This window comes from Microcoleus sp. A6-C6 (assembly GCF_036705955.1).
Lineage (GTDB): Bacteria > Cyanobacteriota > Cyanobacteriia > Cyanobacteriales > Microcoleaceae > Microcoleus.
Genome location: NZ_JAUBVR010000013.1, coordinates 62340 through 79009 on the forward strand (window position 1 = coordinate 62340; position 16670 = coordinate 79009).

The following is a 16670-nucleotide window of genomic DNA, read 5'->3' on the forward strand; positions in this document are numbered from 1 at the left end:
GGGATTGGTTTAACATTGTATTCAATCGTGTACCACAATTGCCCGGACATTTTTTTTGTCCAGCTCAATTCTGCGCCCCTTCTTTCAGCCACCGCTCGCGGTTACATTCATAAATCTCCCGTAGGATTTGTTTAACATTATATTTCATTTTCCAGTCAGGATAGTGACTGGCGAATTTTGAATTGTCGCTAATCCACCAAATATGATCGCCAATGCGATTCCCTTCAGCATAAGTCCAATTAAATTTGCGTTCCGCAATTGCCTCGCACATCTGGATGGCTTCTAACATCGAACAGTTGCTGTAGCGGCCTCCTCCTGTATTATAGACTTGCGCGCTTCTGGGAGCTTTATAATATTCATAAAATGCCGAAATTAAATCAGCACTGTGAATGTTGTCGCGGACTTGCTTGCCTTTGTAGCCAAACACGGTGTATGGGGTTCCTGTTACAGCACACTTCATCAAGTAGGCGAGGAATCCGTGCAATTGAGCTCCAGAATGATTGGGCCCAGTCAGACAGCCACCGCGAAAACAAGCCGTGTTCATATTAAAATAACGGCCGTATTCTTGAACTAAAATGTCAGCGGCTACTTTGGAAGCACCAAACAAACTGTGCAGACACTGGTCAATTGACATATCTTCCCGAATGCCGTTTTCGTAAGTGTGACCGGGTTCAATTTCCCACCTATGTTCTAATTCAACTAAAGGTAATCTGTTGGGCGTATCGCCGTATACTTTGTTAGTAGAAGTGAAAATGAAAACGGCTTTGGGACAGTACAAGCGAGTTACTTCTAAAAGATTGAGAGTACCGTTAGCGTTGACGGTAAAGTCTATTTTCGGAGCACGGGAAGCCCAATCGTGACTGGGTTGGGCTGCTGTGTGAATTACTAACTCGATCGACTCGCCGTACCGCTGAAAGATATTGGTAATCGCTTCATAGTCGCGAATGTCCACATCTAAATGGTAATACTTTGTTCCCAGTGATTTTTCTAGTTGTTGGCGGTTCCAATTAGTAGAACCATCAGCACCAAAAAAAAACTGGCGCATATTGTTGTCGATACCAACTATGTCGAAACCTTGTTTGGCAAAGAACTTACAAGCCTCAGACCCAATTAAACCCGCCGCTCCAGTAATGATTGCAACGCTCACATTTCACCGCCTAAAAAATATAGTTTTCTTTGTTTTGCGAGATCTAGGTAAAATCAGAATTTATCCTGATTTTCCTTGAAATACATTTTCGCACAATCCGGCAAAAAAATTACCCTTAAAATCCCAATCATAGATTTCCCTGACACGCTTTTGACCGGCACGACCCAAGCGCGATCGCAATTCACGATCCTGTGCTAAATACACTATAGCTTCTGTTAGACCTTTTACTGCACTTTCCGGATCAGTAGCCTCGACTTTAATGCCAGTTTCAGCAGTTACTTGAGTAGCTGGGCCACCCAAATCCAAACAAATCGTCGGACGGCCAACCCCCATCATTTCCGTGCAGACAAAACCGCCAGAGTCATGCAAACTCGGATGGAGAAGAACGTGAGATTCGCCCATTTTTGAAAGAGTTTCATTGCGCGGTAAAGCTCCCCAAAAATGTACTTTATTTCCCAGTCCCAATTCTGTCACCAAAGTTTCTAAACGCTGTCTTTCTGGACCATCTCCGACAATCCAATATTCCGATTGTTCCAGCTTCGCCTCCGCAAATGCACGGAGTCCCAAATGTACCCCTTTCCAGTGCAATAGACGACCAACACTAATAAATCTAATTGGTAGATCCGGCGGAGTTGGAAATTTTTCGAGTTCCTCAATTTCCCGCTGCGATAAACCGACTTGTGAGAAAATTTTCACATTTTTTGCTTTGAGAAATCGCAGTCTTGCTGCTGTTTCTTCGGTAGTAGCTAGCGCGACGGCACTGCGGCGCGCCGTCAGCCCCACAAACGGATCGCGTTCTCCGACGCTTTGAGCCAATGCTCGCAGCGTTTCGTAAATTTTGCCCCGGCGACTAAAATCTTGCCAAAAAGGCTTTGGTGCTGCCTCTGCGCCCCCGACAGGCCCCCAAATAAAAGGATGTGGTAACAGCGCTAGGAAACTTGGAGACCAATGTTTAACATAAGTTACGTGGTGTACTATGTCAAAACCGATTTCGCGATCGAGCTTTCGAGCGATAAAATAAGCCCAGATTTGCCACAAATAATAGTGAAGTTGCAGCAATCCCTGTTTTCCCTTCCAATCTTCGCTCCACCCAAACGGATCAAAATAAACAAAGTGCAGGTTTGGGACTGGATTGCGTTCTAGTTCTGCTTCAATGTACGATCGACAAAACGTCCGAGTAAATACCCAACTTTCGTGATGTTTAGCAGATTGGATCACAGTATTCCATCCTACTCCCTCTTCAGATCCCAGATTTGGTTCGCAAGCAAAGGCAGATAATAAAATTTTCATCAGTAATTAGTAATTAGTAATCGGGCATCGGGCATCGGGAATTGGGCATTGGGCATTGGGCATTGGGAATTTGGCATTGAGCATCGGGCATTGTAGATAGAATCGGGAAGTTATTGGTAACCAATAACCAATAACCAATAACTAATAACTAACAACTGTCAACTGTCAACCGTCAACTTACTTCATCAAAAAAGATGTAACTTCAACATAAGCTTTAGCTGCTGTTTCAGGAGTTTTTTGAGAAATTAGCTGCCGCGAATAGTCTCCCATCGATTCAATCAAATCAGGACTATCTATAAAAATCTTCATCTTTTCTGCCAACTCCTTGGCATTGCTAGGATCGAAAATATAACCGTTTTTCCCTGACGCAATTAACTCACTAGAAGCTGCACCGTTAGAACACAATACCGGTTTACCAAACACCATTGCTTCCGGTACAACCATGCCCCAGACATCCTCAAAAGTAGGAAAAACAAAAACATCAGCAAGCTGAAAATAAGCACCCAAACTTCCGTAATCAACCCATCCCACCCAGTTTACTTGATCGGGGAAATCTTGCTCTTTAATAAAAGCTTCCAACTCATCTTGCTGGTCGCCCTTGCCAACAATTAGTAAAGTATAATCAGAATATCCTTGTTTTTTTAGAATAGCACAAGCTTCTAAGAGGGTTTTAATTCCTTTTCGAGCTGTGATCCTTCCCACATATAAAAAAACTGGTTTTTTGATATCTAAATTGAGCCGCTTTTTTGTTGTCAAAGGTTTTAGCAGCGTTTCCGCATCGGGAACTAAATAAGTTCTCGTAAAAACTTGCTCTTCCGGTGCATGGAGAACCTCCACCAAATATCTTTTCCCGGCTTGGCTGTTAGAAACAAAAGCATCGGCAAACTTAGCTAGAATGCGTCTGGCGAATGTCCGAAAGCTCGAATCTCGAAAATCCGTGTTCGGAGAACTACCATCATAGATAATTGCAACTCGCCATTGACAAAGCGGTTTGAGGAGAATTACTAAGACAGTCCACAAAGAAAAAGCTTGCGGAAAAACTACTTGAGGTCTAAATTTGAGCAAGTGACCGATTATGCTAGGGGACACTGCGATGAAACCGCGATCGTATCCTGTTTCTATCTTTTCCGTCTCGACAAATTTAGTCTCCCCTACCAACTTAATTGCTGATGCTCCTGGTAGCGTCGGATCGAACCCAGACCAAACGCGACCAGTATAAAACACAGTATTTTTATATACTTTTGTAAATTCTCTCAATACAGGCTGCCAATAGGCACCCAATTCTACTTCTGGAACCAGCCAAGCGACGCGCAAATCATCTCCATCGACCATGCTATTCACCTTCAGTTTTGTTTTTAGTCAATCCCAGCTTGCTCAAAACTGAAAACCAAACTAACCTTCTGTAAGGTAGCAACCAATACACTGGCCAGAATAAACCACCGTGACGCTGAGCAAACACTTTCCACTCTTCCCAGGGTTGAAGGGTAGCATCTTTAAAAGCTAAACCCTTGGGTTGGTTCATTTTTTGCAAACCTTCACTCATATTGGCAGCCGCTGTTGTGGTTGACTGCGGATTGGGAGAACAAGTTCCTTGATATCCTGGAGCTATCCAAACTGTACAGCCTTTTTGTCTAGCACGCAGACCGTATTCCCAATCTGATAAATAATGAATAAAGGCTGGATCGAGATTGCCAACCAGTTCAACGACGCTGCGGGGAATTAACACGAAGTTACCATTCATGCTGTCACAAGGCTGAGCTGCTTTTGTTGGTTGGAGGAAGCGAAATTTAAAGGGAAGTAATGGGGTAATCTTGACTATACCGCCGTAAGTAAAATTACCTGTTTCTGGATCGCGAGTAGAGCCGGCAACGATCGCCTTTTCTTCTCCTTTTTTCATTAGCTCGCTACTGGTGGTCAACAGGTCGTTTAAAGCTTCTGGATCGAGTACGGTGTCGTCGTTGAGCCAGACATAGTAGTCTGGATCGTCTTTGATGGCTTCGCTGAAAGCCACCCGCATTCCTCCATTCCAAAATAAGTTACCATCTCCCGAAAAAATCTTGACTTGAGGGTATGTTTGCTGTACCGCTGCGGCTGTGCCATCAGTGCTGCCATCATCTACCAGATAAGCATTGAGTGCAATTTCACTTGTTAATTTTTGCTTGAACAGCGACTCTAGAGTGGCCAAAGTCTTTAACTTGCGGTTATGGCAAGTCATCAGGACTGCTATACTTATCTGCTCCATCTATATCAAATATTTGGCTGTTTGTGCAAAAATGGTAGAAAACAGTCTTCGGGCGATCGACAATGCCGATCGACTTCGAGTCCTATCCAATTATTAACTTAGTTTGCCCCAACTATCAAGATATTTACTCGATAGTTTATTTTTTGATTTTCTAGCTTTGCCCCGACGATAATTGCCTGACGGGGTGATTGTAGCAATCAACACGTCCACTGTCCGAAAATATACCAATACACACTCAAAAACCGACATTCTGAATACCCTACAAGTTTTACATCTAATTAGTTTTACCTAATTAGGATCTTGGCAAACTTCTTGAAAAAGGTTTTGATACTCGCGAGCTTGCACTTCTAATGTAAACTTTGCTTCAACTTTCTCTCGTGCGTTGCGACAAAGCTTTTGGTGTCGCTCTGAATCTTCTAGCACCCAAGCAATCCCTCGCGCTAAATCCTCACTGTCATAGGGTTGGGCTAAATAACCATTGTGCTGGCGATCGACAATATCTTTTAATCCCGTCACATCAAAAGCCACCACAGGCGTACCGCACGCCAAGGCTTCCGATGCCGTTTGACCAAAAGCTTCGTACCGCGACGGCACAACCATCACATCCGCCGCCGCATAAACCTTTGACAAAGCAGCATCATCCAGCCTGCCTAAATAATGAGTTTTGAAACCAACATCGATCGGATTTTCAGGTTGAGAAGAACCGAAAACCAAAAGTTCAATTTTGTCTTGCCATCCCGACTGACTCAGCCTTTGCAGAGCCGGAACCAGCAACGGAAAACCCTTCCAGCGATCGCCCGTTCCCTGCATCGCCCCAAACAACACCAACTGTTTATGTTGAGGCAAATTCAAACTATCTCTCACCTGCGGGCGGTTCAGCGGCTTGTAGAGTTCAGCATCAAGACCATTCGCAATTACTTTAACTGGATATTTTTTCAACAAAGAACTAGATTTCGCGCATTCAGCCAACCAATGACTCGGAGTTACCAAAGTCAAATCCAAATTTTGCCAAGCTTCAGCTTTGCGCTGCCAAATCCAACGAGAAATATCCGCATCCTTAGTGCTGTGCAGTTGCGGACAAGCACCGCAAGCATCAAGATAGCGATCGCAATTTTCACTATAGTGACATCCACCCGTAAACGCCCACATATCGTGCAGCGTCCAAACCACAGGTTTCTTAAACTTTGCCAGGGTTTCAATCTGCATATAACCTTCACAAACCCAGTGCAAATTAATCACATCTGGGTTGATTTTGGCAACTTCCGATGCCAGGGAATCAGGAACCCATTGCGGCGAAAAAATTACCTGACCTAATTTTGGATACAGTTTTAACGGCAATCTATTTAATTTAGATCGGAGACTCTTAAACTTTTCTCCTAACTTTGTCGGCATCAACCGTACCGTTTCATCATCACTAGACTTATAACCAGCCAAGATTTCGGAATTTACCCCGATACTTTGCAAGCCCTGGTGCAGGCGATAAGTCGCCCTCGCAGCACCACCTTTAAGATCGTAATTACTTACCAGCAGAACTTTCATCAAAACATCCTTAACTCAGGTCTACTTACTCAACAATTGTTTAATTTTTCGTTGTACTTTCTTGACCAATTTCGGATCGTAATCATATAAACTATCCTGAGTGAAGTTATCAGCTTGGGCGTCGCGAATCACAAACGGAGGATGTTTGAGAGGAAAGGCGATCGGTTCAACAGACATATTATTGTAGGGACTGTTGATATCATCGGTATGAGTTCCCCCCGTTCCGTGTCCGATATTTGCTGCTAAATTGACATTAGACAAAATATTCAAACCATTTTGAATAAAACTCGCAAATGTCCACTGAAAATCCCAAGTGTCAATTGATCCTTCGTAACACAACTGACAAGTTTTAGTCCAGATTTTGGCAGCATGAGCATCTCCCAATATATCCATCAAAAAATTGCCATCTCGAACCGAAGGCCATAGCTTCATATCTAAATCGTAGTGTCGCCAAGCTCGCCTCCAACTCGCCCAACTCCAGCAGTGAGTGTAGCGAGAAAAGTAGTAGCTATAATCAGTTCGCTGCTTTCCAAACTGCACGTTTTGACCAGATATCGACATAATTCGTTCGTCGTATCGGTAGCGTTCGAGCAACTCTTCTGCAAAGTAAAAAAATGTACTATCAGGCAAACAATCATCCTCAATAATAATCGCCTCTTCCACCGTATCAAACACCCAATCTAGCCCGCTAGAAACTCGCTGACGACAGCCCAAATTGCGATCGGCATAATTTTGCAAAACTTCGCATTCCCAATCCACCTGCTCAATGATTGCGCGAGTAGCAGCACATTGTGTGTCTTCTCCAGGTCTATCCGGCCGCGGCCCGTCAGCAACTACTAACAACTTCGACGGCTTAACTTTGCGAATTTCAGCGAATACTCTCTGGGTTTCTTCCGGGCGTTTGAAAATAATAAACGCGACGGGGGTTTTTAATGGTCGATCGAACATTTACAGAACTCCACTATGCTAATTGCGGACAACACTTGTGACTTTCGACAATCTCCTTTTGAGACCAGAAATTTTATTGTCAAACACATCCCAAACAGTCTTAGAAATATTGCGTTTTGGTATTCCTACATAACCCGCAATATATTTAGTAAACTGTTCTCCTACAGGCACATTCCAAAAATCTGAGTTGGGATTAGCAACTTGTGCAAAAAGTCGCTTAATTCCGTATCCTTTTTCGGCTGGCAAATGCCACACATCCATTTTGAAATCAGCCTCAGTTGCTGTATAGTAGATCGGCGATGTCCACACTCGATTAAAGTAAGCATTCCCACTGCCGCGAGCATATCCCAGCTTATTGTAAATGTAGGTGAGCATCTGCTCTTCTGTATAAAATTTTGTCTTCCCTTCGGCAAATCTTTGCAAGCAAGTCTCCCAGATCGAGTCTACTTCGTCGGACAATATTTTAATGTGCTTACCACTTCCTACGATAAATTCTGCACCAAAATACTTGGGAGGCTCATCTACTTTATAGCCTAATTCCTCATAAATTGTCTGCATTTCTCGCCTGGTTAAACCGCTGATTTTTTTGTCGTCAGGCTCGTACAAATCGTATGTTACCAAACCTTCTTTTTCAATATCGGCAATTATGCGATCGGCGGAGTTTACCCACACGCAGTCAGAGTCTAAAGCGATACAGCGATCGTTTAACTCAGAATTATTTTTCAAATATTGAATGATGTCAAACTTAAAAAACGTACTTCTAAAGGCGGGGTAATATTCAATTGGTGGCTGATAGGTAAATGGAATCTGGACAACTTTAACTCCGATTTTGTCAAAAAAATCAACGGTGTTAAAGCTTTCAAGATTTGGAATGCGATCGGCATTCGTAAATAAGATATGCTGAGCTTCCAGGTTATTTCTAACGCTGGAAGCAAAATATAGCACAGCACATCGCCAGTAAACTGATTGAAATTTTTCCGATGAAGATTTCGCATTCGATCCCTGGGGATATTTACTTTCCTGGCCTTCTTCATCACAGCACATTCCAGTAACTATGTAAACAGAACCGCTGTCATTCATGGTGTATATCTCCTGTTATCTTTAAGGTGTAAAGTCAATTAAAGCCGTGAAGCGAAGCTATCCCGTTCGCGAAGCGTTCCCGAAGGGTAGGGAATCGCCCGTCATGTGAAAATAGAAATCCGAGCGTTTGAGAATCATTTCAGAACCAATATGTGCTAAGTTTTTCAAGCTAGTCGCCAGCGGCAGATATCGATAGCGAAACGAAGACAGTCTGGCGTCTGTTTCCTGATATAAAATATCTTGAGCAAAATTGCCCCACCTTTCATCAATCATATCGATCGTCATACCAGCGTGCCCCGAAGGCAGCAACATATTGGAACCGTGAATGCCAATCACCAAGCGACTCTCAGCATAAACCTGACACATTTTCCTCTCAGTTTTTTCATCAAACTTATCCACTCTTAAATCTTCTACCCACTCAGGAAAGCTAGTGCTTTTGCCTAAACCTGCAACTGCAAACTTAGCTGAAGGCAGCAATTTTTGCATTTTTGTAAACAACCTGTGCACTTGCCAATTTTGAATACTTAAAGGAATTTGCAGCAAGTTTAATTTTCGGCAAACTTTGAAAAGTAAATTATTGCACCACAGCCGATCTTCCCGCCAAACAAAAGTAATTTTGTATTCTTCTTTGTCAAAATCGTGTTTGGGAACCCCAGTAAATTTACTAATATCAAATTTACTGGGATGAGAATAGGCTTTGCTTACGTAAACTTCATCAAAACGTTCTAACTGTTTGCTAACAAAATCCCCAAAACTAGGATAGTAACACTGACCATTTTTCAGCGATACAGGTACTGTCCAGACTTCGGCAACTCCTTCGGGAACCATCCACCTCATAAATTTTTGGACAATGACAATTAAACCCAATTCTGGGTGAGATTCTAAATGCCTCTGTGCGTTGAGCAACTTTAAAAGGCTGTGTCCGTAAAGATAATCAATGCAGTTTAATACGATTACCCGATCGCAAGATTTGAATGTTTCTTGAGAAATTTCTAGCTGTTCGTTTTGAGGATTTTGCAGAGATTTGAGCAAGGGTTTTGCTAAAAATTCTTCTGCATAGTTGTCCTCACTAAATGTTGTTCCTTCAGCTAAGTTAATGCTGTAAGCAGTTTTAGCGGCGTGGCCAATTCTCAACTCGTCAATGATTTCGCCGCCTCCTGGAGACTCAGACACAACACAGACGCGGGCACCTTGCCACAATACTTTGACAGGTTTGAGTATTTGGCCAGATGAGGGACAGTGCGATCGATGTTCGAGCTTGGGTTTAATTTCAATCATTTGATCAATCCTCTCAGCCTGGAAGCAGCCTTGTATAAATTCAGCGAATTCAGGATTAAATTGCCAAAAGGTCTCAGTTCTTTAATCAAAAAATTGACTAAAATAATTACATAGAAATAAGTGATTAAAGTTGCCGTAGTTGCTCCAAAAGCTCCATATTTAGGAATCAGTAGATAGTTCAATACTATATTAAAAAATGAGCCAATAAATGTCAAGTAAAGACCGTATCGCAGTTGACCTTCTAAGGCAAAATAGGTATTTCTAGCGATGCCGAAGTTACTGCCAAATTGAGCCCAAACGTAGATTGATAACACCCGGGCTGACTCTGTATATTGAGCGCCGTAGAGAGTCTGGACTATGAAAGGAGCTAGCAGAGAGATTGGTAATGCCACTCCCAACCACAAAAATAACATGGCATCTGAGTAAATCTGAAAGTTTTTTAAGTATTCGCCATAATTTTTTTCTCTTAATTGTGCGAGTTTAGGGAAAATAGAAGAAGCGATGATCACAGGCAAAAAATCACAGATTTCCGATAGTTTGACTGCAACTGCATAATATCCCAACTCAGTTTTATCTATAGAACCGAGCATAATCTGATCGATTTTAGAATAAATAAACACTGCTAAGCTCGACATCACCAGCGGCCAACTTTCCTGAAGCAATTGTTTGCCTCGCTGCCAACTGACTCGCCACAGCTTTAAATCATTTCCCCTGCTTTGATAGACAATGGCGATCGCCAATCCCGCCAATGCTACCTCTCCCAACCTCAACCAAGCAAAAGCAATCAGCGGTGCTTTGAGTTGAATTAATCCGATTCTGAGTCCTGCAACCAGTAATGATACGCAATTTTTAGCAACAACAGTATACTTAGATTGAACTTGAGATTGAAACCAAAAATTGATTGTTTCAAAGGACTGAAAAATAGTTCCGGCGGCGATGATCCCCACCAGCCAACGAGTTAAGTTGTCATTGGGATTTTGTATCGAAATCACTGTTACCGTTAGCAGTAAAGTGATGATTCCGCCTGCTAATTGTATGGCAAAAGCAGTTCCCAGAGTCTCTTCTTTGCAGTCGGGATTGCGAGCAATGTCGCGCACTACCAGAGTACCCAATCCCATCGTTGCTACCGAGGCAAACAGGGACACAAAGGCGATCGCATAATTGATTAAGCCAAATTGTTCCGGGCCTAGATATCTAGCTACCCACACTCCCACCAGCAGACCCAGAGCCATCTGCAAAATTTGGTCTGTCAACAGCCAAGCCAGGTTGCCGAGTACCTGGCGGAGGCCGGGGCCGAGCTTTTGACTGACCGCATTTAGCTTATCTAACATCAGAAAGTTTTCAGTCCTTGTCAGAAATAAATATACTTTTCGAGCGCTGGGGAATTAATCAAAAACCAGGCTCATTAATTTAGTATATCATAGTTCGATCGATTTTTAACTTCTGCAAGTTAATCATGATTCAATCTGGATGGATCTCGCTGCACCAAATCTCCTCCGTAAATGCGGCGGTTGCTGGATGGAGATTTGCTACTATCGATACTGAGTCTAACTGTGATTAACACGTAGGCAAGCCACACATCCCCAAGATCACCGATAGAACCTTCAGTTAAGTTATTCAAAACAATAAAAACTAAGTAAATAATCGGTATTCCCGATTCAGATAGCGGGCGTCGGCTCAGTTCCCGGACGGCAAAAATTAGATTGGTTAACAGAGAAACTAAGATTAGTAGGAGTCCTGGATAACCGAAAGAGAGCAATACTGATATACCGCCATTATGAGCCGTTTTCGGTTGAAATCCATTCGGAGTATATACAAAATAAGCTGGGGTTTTATCGCCCAGTAAAGCTTGTTGAAAAAATCCATCAAATCCATAGCCAAACCAAGGACGCTGATTGGCTGCCGCGATTAATTGTGGCCAGAACTCCGTGCGTCCTGTCAAAGTCAAATCCTTTCCCAAACCTCCGACAACAATGGACTCTAAATTGTCTATTATATAAACGCTGGAAATGATCCCCAATACCGTAAAACCGACAATAGAAGTAAATGCCCATTGAAACTTTAACTTGCTCAAAAAACTCAAAGATGATACTATAACTATCAGCATCAAACTATTAACTAAAGAACCACCGGAGCTAGTAGCTCTCACCAAATAAAAGGAAAACAACATGAATCCCAGAGCTATCCAGCGTTCTTTCTGAGTTTTAGCACCTTGGGAATAGTGCAGATACCAAAGTGCCGTACTTACTACCATGATGCTACCCAGAGAATTTTTGTGACTCGTAATTCCTGATAATTCCCGTGTCACATTCGGGTATCGCAAAAAACTAACTATACCGATCGAGGTATAGCCCCATCGCACTAAGGCTGATAGTTCGTGCCACTCATATCGCGCACCTATATAAAAAGCAACAACAGTAAAACCTGTAAATGCTATCCCCGCTTTCAGCGTAATCTCAGGAACTAGGGACCACAGTGTGGATGTTATTGGTAGCAAACAATACAGCGAAAAACCAGGATTTCTCAGGACGACAAATGACAAGCCTTCAACAAATCTATATTTAAAAAAATCAATAAATCTTCCAGAAAGAACAAGAATTATCCAGGGATAAAACACAAAAGGAAGCTGCTTAATTGCGCCACCATCAGCATCAGTGATATTGATGAAATGCATATAATTAAAAGGAGGTAGATTAACGTGAGGAGACATGAAAATGTACAGAACAGCAAAACATTTTTCAAAAGTAATACCTATAATTTTTTTGCTGGCAATCTGAAATATCAACATAGTGATTATCAATCCGCTGACACCCAATATCATCAGCAACAAATTATTGCTGAGAATTAGTTCCTTAATCATTCTCGCCATAAATATTTACTCTCTCTGATAAAAAGATCAATTTAGCAGCGGGCTAATTCCACCAAAATAACAATAAACCGAGGCAGTTGTCGCCCGCGATCTTTCTATGTAAGCTGCTGCGGATCTAAATTGTTGGTTGGTGAGGTAGGAGGAGAGGGGTTCGGGAATCAGGTTTTTGTGAATTCTGCCTTCTAGATAAGTGCTTTGAGGGAAGGGGAAGAAAATTTGATGATTTTTTTTCTTTGTATCTGCGATCGACATGGCATTTCAATGGTGAGCGATTAAACTGGTGAATGATCCTCAGATAAAATAGGTAGCCTGTGGTTAACGCTGATTTCCCCAAAAAAATAACCGCACCCCTCTTGAGTTTGACATTGTGGACGATCGCCTGCGCGAGTATTTCCCTTGGGTTCCCGCTTGGTGCAACGGCGCAACTGCAATTGCGTCCCGGCGCAGTTACAACACCATCGGGGGGCGTTGGACGATCGCCCGAAAGGTACAAACTCGGTGGCGGCGATCGCATCCAAGTAGAAATACTCGAAGTACCAGAACTCACCCGGGGGTACGAAGTCCTCTCAGACGGTTCTGTCAACCTTCCCCTGATCGGTCTGATCTCCATCCGCGGCCGCACCTTAGTAGAAGCCACCAACATCATCCGCAACGCCTACCTGCGCGTCCTCAAAGACCCGGTAGTCACAGTCAGCCTCGTCGCCGCCCGCCCCCTGAACGTCGGCGTGATCGGAGAAGTCACCAGGCCCGGAAACTTCATCATTACCCTGACTCCAGGGCCGGGGGTCGCGCCGAGTGTGCAGTATCCCACCGTCACCCAAGCGATTAGACTCGCAGAAGGCGTCACGGGTGTCGCCGACATCCGCAACATCCGCGTCCGCCGTCCCCAACCAGACGGCCCGGATCAAGTGCTCAACGTCAACCTGTGGAAATTCTTGCAAGAAGGAGACATCTCTCAAGACATCATTTTGCAAGACAGAGACACTATTGTGATCCCCACAGTCACTAACTTCAACCAAGCAGAAGCGCGCCAATTCGCGATCGCCAACTTTTCGCCACCGCCCGAAAAACCTCGATCGATCTCGATCGTCGGCCAAGTCACCCGCCCGGGGGCTTACGTCGTCATCGGTGGCAACACCACAAACGACGCCAGTCGCGAAGGCTTCCCCACCGTCATCCGCGCCATTCAGCTAGCCGGGGGCATCACCTCCGATGCCGACATCCGGCAAATCCAAGTGCGCCGCGTCACCAGAAGAGGCGAACAAATTATCCCAGTCAACCTGTGGCAGTTCCTAGAGTCCGGCGACGGCGCCCAAGATACCATCCTCCAGGAGGGAGACACGATCCTCGTACCCAAAGCCACGATAGTCAACCCCGCAGAAGCTGGCGTGCTGGCTAGCACTAACTTTGCTCCCCCCGGCATTAACGTTTATGTAGTAGGAGAAGTCAGAACAGCCCTCGATCCGGTCAGGCTCCCAGCTAATGCCACGCTGAATCAAGCTTTAATTTCTAGAGGTTTTTTTGGCTACGAGAATACGAGAGCTAAAAGGAATAAAATTGAGCTAGTCCGCCTCAATACCGACGGTACAGCTACTAAACGGACGATCGAAGTTGATTTAACTCAAGGCATTAACGAAGAAGTAAATCCTCAACTTCGGAACAACGACATGATTATCGTTTCCCGCAGCGGTCTCGTCAACTTCGTAGACCGCATGAACGCTGTAGTCGGGCCTGTCGGACCAGCTACCGGAGTGTTAAATTTTATAAACGTTTTCCGAAATTTATTCAGGTAAGAACGTTGCTGGTGAGGTGGATAATTCGTGGGAAAGGCTAGAATAAATTAAACAATAGGATTTCTGGCGTCGTGGCGTGGCAGCTTCAAAAATATCAACATCACAAATATAAACCTCAAAAATACCCAGGCTGAATATGGATAGCAGACAAGATTACCAACCCTTCACACCTAAATCAAAGGGCAAACTGCCCGACTTCTCGGCTCAGAACTACAGAGATAGGTTTGTCGAGGAGACAGAGGAAGAAAAGCTAGACTTGTCCTGGCTGTTAGGAGTCCTGCGCCGCCGTATCCTGGTCATGGCAGCAGCCACCATTGCTTTGAGCGCCCTTGCCGGAACAGCGATCTTCCTGACTTCTAAAAAGATAACGCTCGAGTATGAAGGCTCCTTTTCCCTGTTAGTAGAACCAGCCACCGCTGAAGGTTTGCTATCCAAACAATTAGACAACACCGTCGCTGCCGATTTAGCAAAAATTAATATAGAAGGGATTAGCTTAGTAGACTACGAAACCCAAATTAGAATTTTGCGCAGTCCCAAAATGATGCAGCCAGTGCTTCAGGAATTGCGAGCTTGGAATCCCAACCTGACCTACAGCGAAATGATGTCAAAACTGTCTATCAGCCGCGTCAGCTACGGAAAAGATGGCAAACAACAAGGCACAAAAATTTTAGAAGTTCGCTACAAAGATTCAGACCCAAAGAGAATTTATGGCGTATTGGATAAAATTTCTAAAGCTTATCTAGAATATAGCTTGCAGCAGCGGCTGACGGGCATTAATCAAGGCATTAAATTTATAGATATGGAGATGCCCAAGCTCCGAGAAAGAGTCGAAGTTCTGCAACTACAAGTCCAAAGACTGCGGCAGGATAGTAACTTGTTTGACCCCCAGCTAGAGGGAAAATCTCTGTCAGAACAAGTTCAAAGCATTCGGGGACAGCAAGTAGGACTCCAAGTACAGTTAAAAGGGATGCGTACTCTCTACCAAAGTTATCAAAAATTAGTCAATCAAAATAACCCAGTTGGCGTGTTGATGACCCAAGGACAAGCTTACGGCGGACTCTTAGGCCAAATCCAGAAAATAGACTCAGACCTCTCCCTAAAATTAGCTCAATACAGAGATGACAGTTTGCCCGTTTTAGCGTTGCGAAAAAGTCGGGAAGAACTGATTTTGACAGCAAGTCAACAAGCCAAAGAAGTGGTGATGGCAAATTTAAGCAGCCAAATCCAAGAAGTTGAGGCGCGCGATCGCGAAATGACTCAATTACAAAAAGATCTCAACCAAAAAATCAGAAATTTTTCAGTGACAACGCGGCAATACGACAATTTACAGCGGGAACTGCAAGTAGTTACTAAGAGTTTTTCAGACTTTTTGGCAAAACGAGAAGCTTTGCGGATTGATGCAGCTCAGCAGCAAATACCTTGGGTACTGATCAATCCTCCAGAAATTCCGCTAGACAAATTCGGCAAGTTTGTCACAGCTACCGTCAAACAAACCAAAAAACAGTTAGTGCTGGCAGTAATTTTAAGTAGTCTGCTGGGCATAGCAGTCGGCTTGCTAGTAGAGGTGCTAAATAATGTTTTCCACACTCCAGAATCGCTGAGAACAGCCACAAGATTGCCGGTGCTAGGGGTTATTCCGTTTACCAAAAAAGTCAAGCGCAGACCGCCAGCCAGACCAAGGAAACTAACATCGGCTCGATCGTCGTCGAAGTCGCAAGTGCAAGTTCTCGAACCGCTCGAAGCTGCACCTACTGCTCCGATGCTGGGGCAAAGTATTTTTAGGGAGTTAGACTATCAATTTTTAGAAGCATTTCGATCGCTCTACACGAACATTCACTTGCTCAGTGCAGGTACGGCGATTCGATCGCTCTTAGTGAGCTCGGCCGTAGCTGGAGACGGCAAATCTACAGTAGCTTTGCACCTGGCAGCCACAGCAGCAGCAGTCGGACAGCGAGTATTGTTAGTAGATGCCGATTTGCGCTGCCCGCAACTGCATACTAAGCTAGGACTGCCGAACGTGCGCGGCCTGGGCGATGCCATCTCCACAGATCTCAGCCTCAACGATGCGATTCAGCGAGCGCCCAACCAAGAGAATTTGTTCGTACTTACCGCCGGCCAAATTCCCGCCGATCCGATCAAGCTGCTTTCTTCCAAAAAAATGCAGTATCTGATGGAGCAGTTTCAAGCATTTTTTGACTTAGTGATTTATGATACCCCGCCCCTATCAGGCTTGGCAGACGCCCACTTGATCGCAGCTCACACCGACGCTACGATTATGGTGGTGCAAATTGGTAAAACAGATCGATCGCAAGTTAGCAAAGTTTTAGAAGAATTAAAATTTTCTGGAGCTTCCGTCTTGGGAATCGTGGCTAACGGCTGCAAAAACGACCGTCATAGCTATCGCCAGCGCCCGATCGGTTTAGAGACGCTCTACGACCAAAAAATCGCTTTAGGTACAAAAAATCAAAATTAGACAAATTTTGA

13 protein-coding genes are annotated in these 16670 nt (G+C 44.1%); 2 read left to right on the forward strand and 11 right to left on the reverse strand.

Annotated elements, in window-relative coordinates:
- Positions 1-64: 64 nt before the first annotated feature.
- The 11 genes from QUB52_RS08125 to QUB52_RS08175 all read right to left on the reverse strand — a co-directional run bounded on the left by QUB52_RS08125 (position 65) and on the right by QUB52_RS08175 (position 12645).
- On the reverse strand, positions 65-1147 hold the full coding sequence (locus QUB52_RS08125; protein ID WP_265234000.1) for an NAD-dependent epimerase/dehydratase family protein: 1083 nt from the start codon (positions 1145-1147) through the stop codon (positions 65-67).
- A 60-nt stretch (positions 1148-1207) separates the two neighbouring features.
- Positions 1208-2437 (reverse strand): glycosyltransferase family 4 protein, encoded by a 1230-nt coding sequence (locus QUB52_RS08130; RefSeq protein ID WP_265234001.1) that lies wholly within the window; start codon positions 2435-2437, stop codon positions 1208-1210.
- A gap of 177 nt (positions 2438-2614) precedes the next feature.
- Positions 2615-3769 (reverse strand): glycosyltransferase family 4 protein, encoded by a 1155-nt coding sequence (locus QUB52_RS08135; protein ID WP_332968748.1) that lies wholly within the window; start codon positions 3767-3769, stop codon positions 2615-2617.
- A 1-nt stretch (position 3770) separates the two neighbouring features.
- Complete coding sequence (locus QUB52_RS08140; RefSeq protein WP_321161534.1) at positions 3771-4652, reverse strand: glycosyltransferase family 2 protein; 882 nt, start codon at positions 4650-4652, stop codon at positions 3771-3773.
- A gap of 315 nt (positions 4653-4967) precedes the next feature.
- The gene (locus QUB52_RS08145) at positions 4968-6218 is read right to left on the reverse strand and encodes a glycosyltransferase family 4 protein (RefSeq protein WP_332972896.1); all 1251 of its coding nucleotides are present in this window, start codon (positions 6216-6218) and stop codon (positions 4968-4970) included.
- Positions 6219-6239: 21 nt separating this feature from the next.
- The gene (locus QUB52_RS08150; protein ID WP_332972895.1) at positions 6240-7166 is read right to left on the reverse strand and encodes a glycosyltransferase family 2 protein; all 927 of its coding nucleotides are present in this window, start codon (positions 7164-7166) and stop codon (positions 6240-6242) included.
- 18 nt (positions 7167-7184) lie between these two features.
- Positions 7185-8246 carry a hypothetical protein gene (locus QUB52_RS08155; protein ID WP_332972893.1) on the reverse strand — a complete coding sequence of 354 codons (1062 nt, stop codon included), beginning with the start codon at positions 8244-8246 and terminating at the stop codon, positions 7185-7187.
- A gap of 57 nt (positions 8247-8303) precedes the next feature.
- Positions 8304-9524, reverse strand: coding sequence for a hypothetical protein (locus QUB52_RS08160; RefSeq protein WP_332972892.1), 1221 nt, complete (start codon positions 9522-9524; stop codon positions 8304-8306).
- Positions 9521-10855: a flippase gene (locus QUB52_RS08165; protein ID WP_332972891.1), complete on the reverse strand. Its 1335-nt coding sequence runs from the start codon at positions 10853-10855 to the stop codon at positions 9521-9523. The genes QUB52_RS08160 and QUB52_RS08165 overlap by 4 nt, the downstream gene beginning before the upstream one ends.
- Positions 10856-10974: 119 nt before the next feature.
- Entirely contained in the window at positions 10975-12393 is a 1419-nt protein-coding gene (locus QUB52_RS08170; RefSeq protein ID WP_332972889.1) for an O-antigen ligase family protein, read from the reverse strand.
- A gap of 27 nt (positions 12394-12420) precedes the next feature.
- Positions 12421-12645, reverse strand: a complete 225-nt coding sequence (locus QUB52_RS08175; RefSeq protein WP_332972888.1) for a hypothetical protein — start codon at positions 12643-12645, stop codon at positions 12421-12423.
- A 59-nt stretch (positions 12646-12704) separates the two neighbouring features.
- Between QUB52_RS08175 and QUB52_RS08180 the strand changes: the two genes are divergently transcribed.
- Both QUB52_RS08180 and QUB52_RS08185 read left to right on the forward strand, forming a co-directional pair.
- Positions 12705-14186, forward strand: coding sequence for a polysaccharide biosynthesis/export family protein (locus QUB52_RS08180; RefSeq protein ID WP_332972887.1), 1482 nt, complete (start codon positions 12705-12707; stop codon positions 14184-14186).
- A 136-nt stretch (positions 14187-14322) separates the two neighbouring features.
- Positions 14323-16659 (forward strand): GumC family protein, encoded by a 2337-nt coding sequence (locus QUB52_RS08185; RefSeq protein ID WP_265234011.1) that lies wholly within the window; start codon positions 14323-14325, stop codon positions 16657-16659.
- Positions 16660-16670 lie beyond the last annotated feature (11 nt).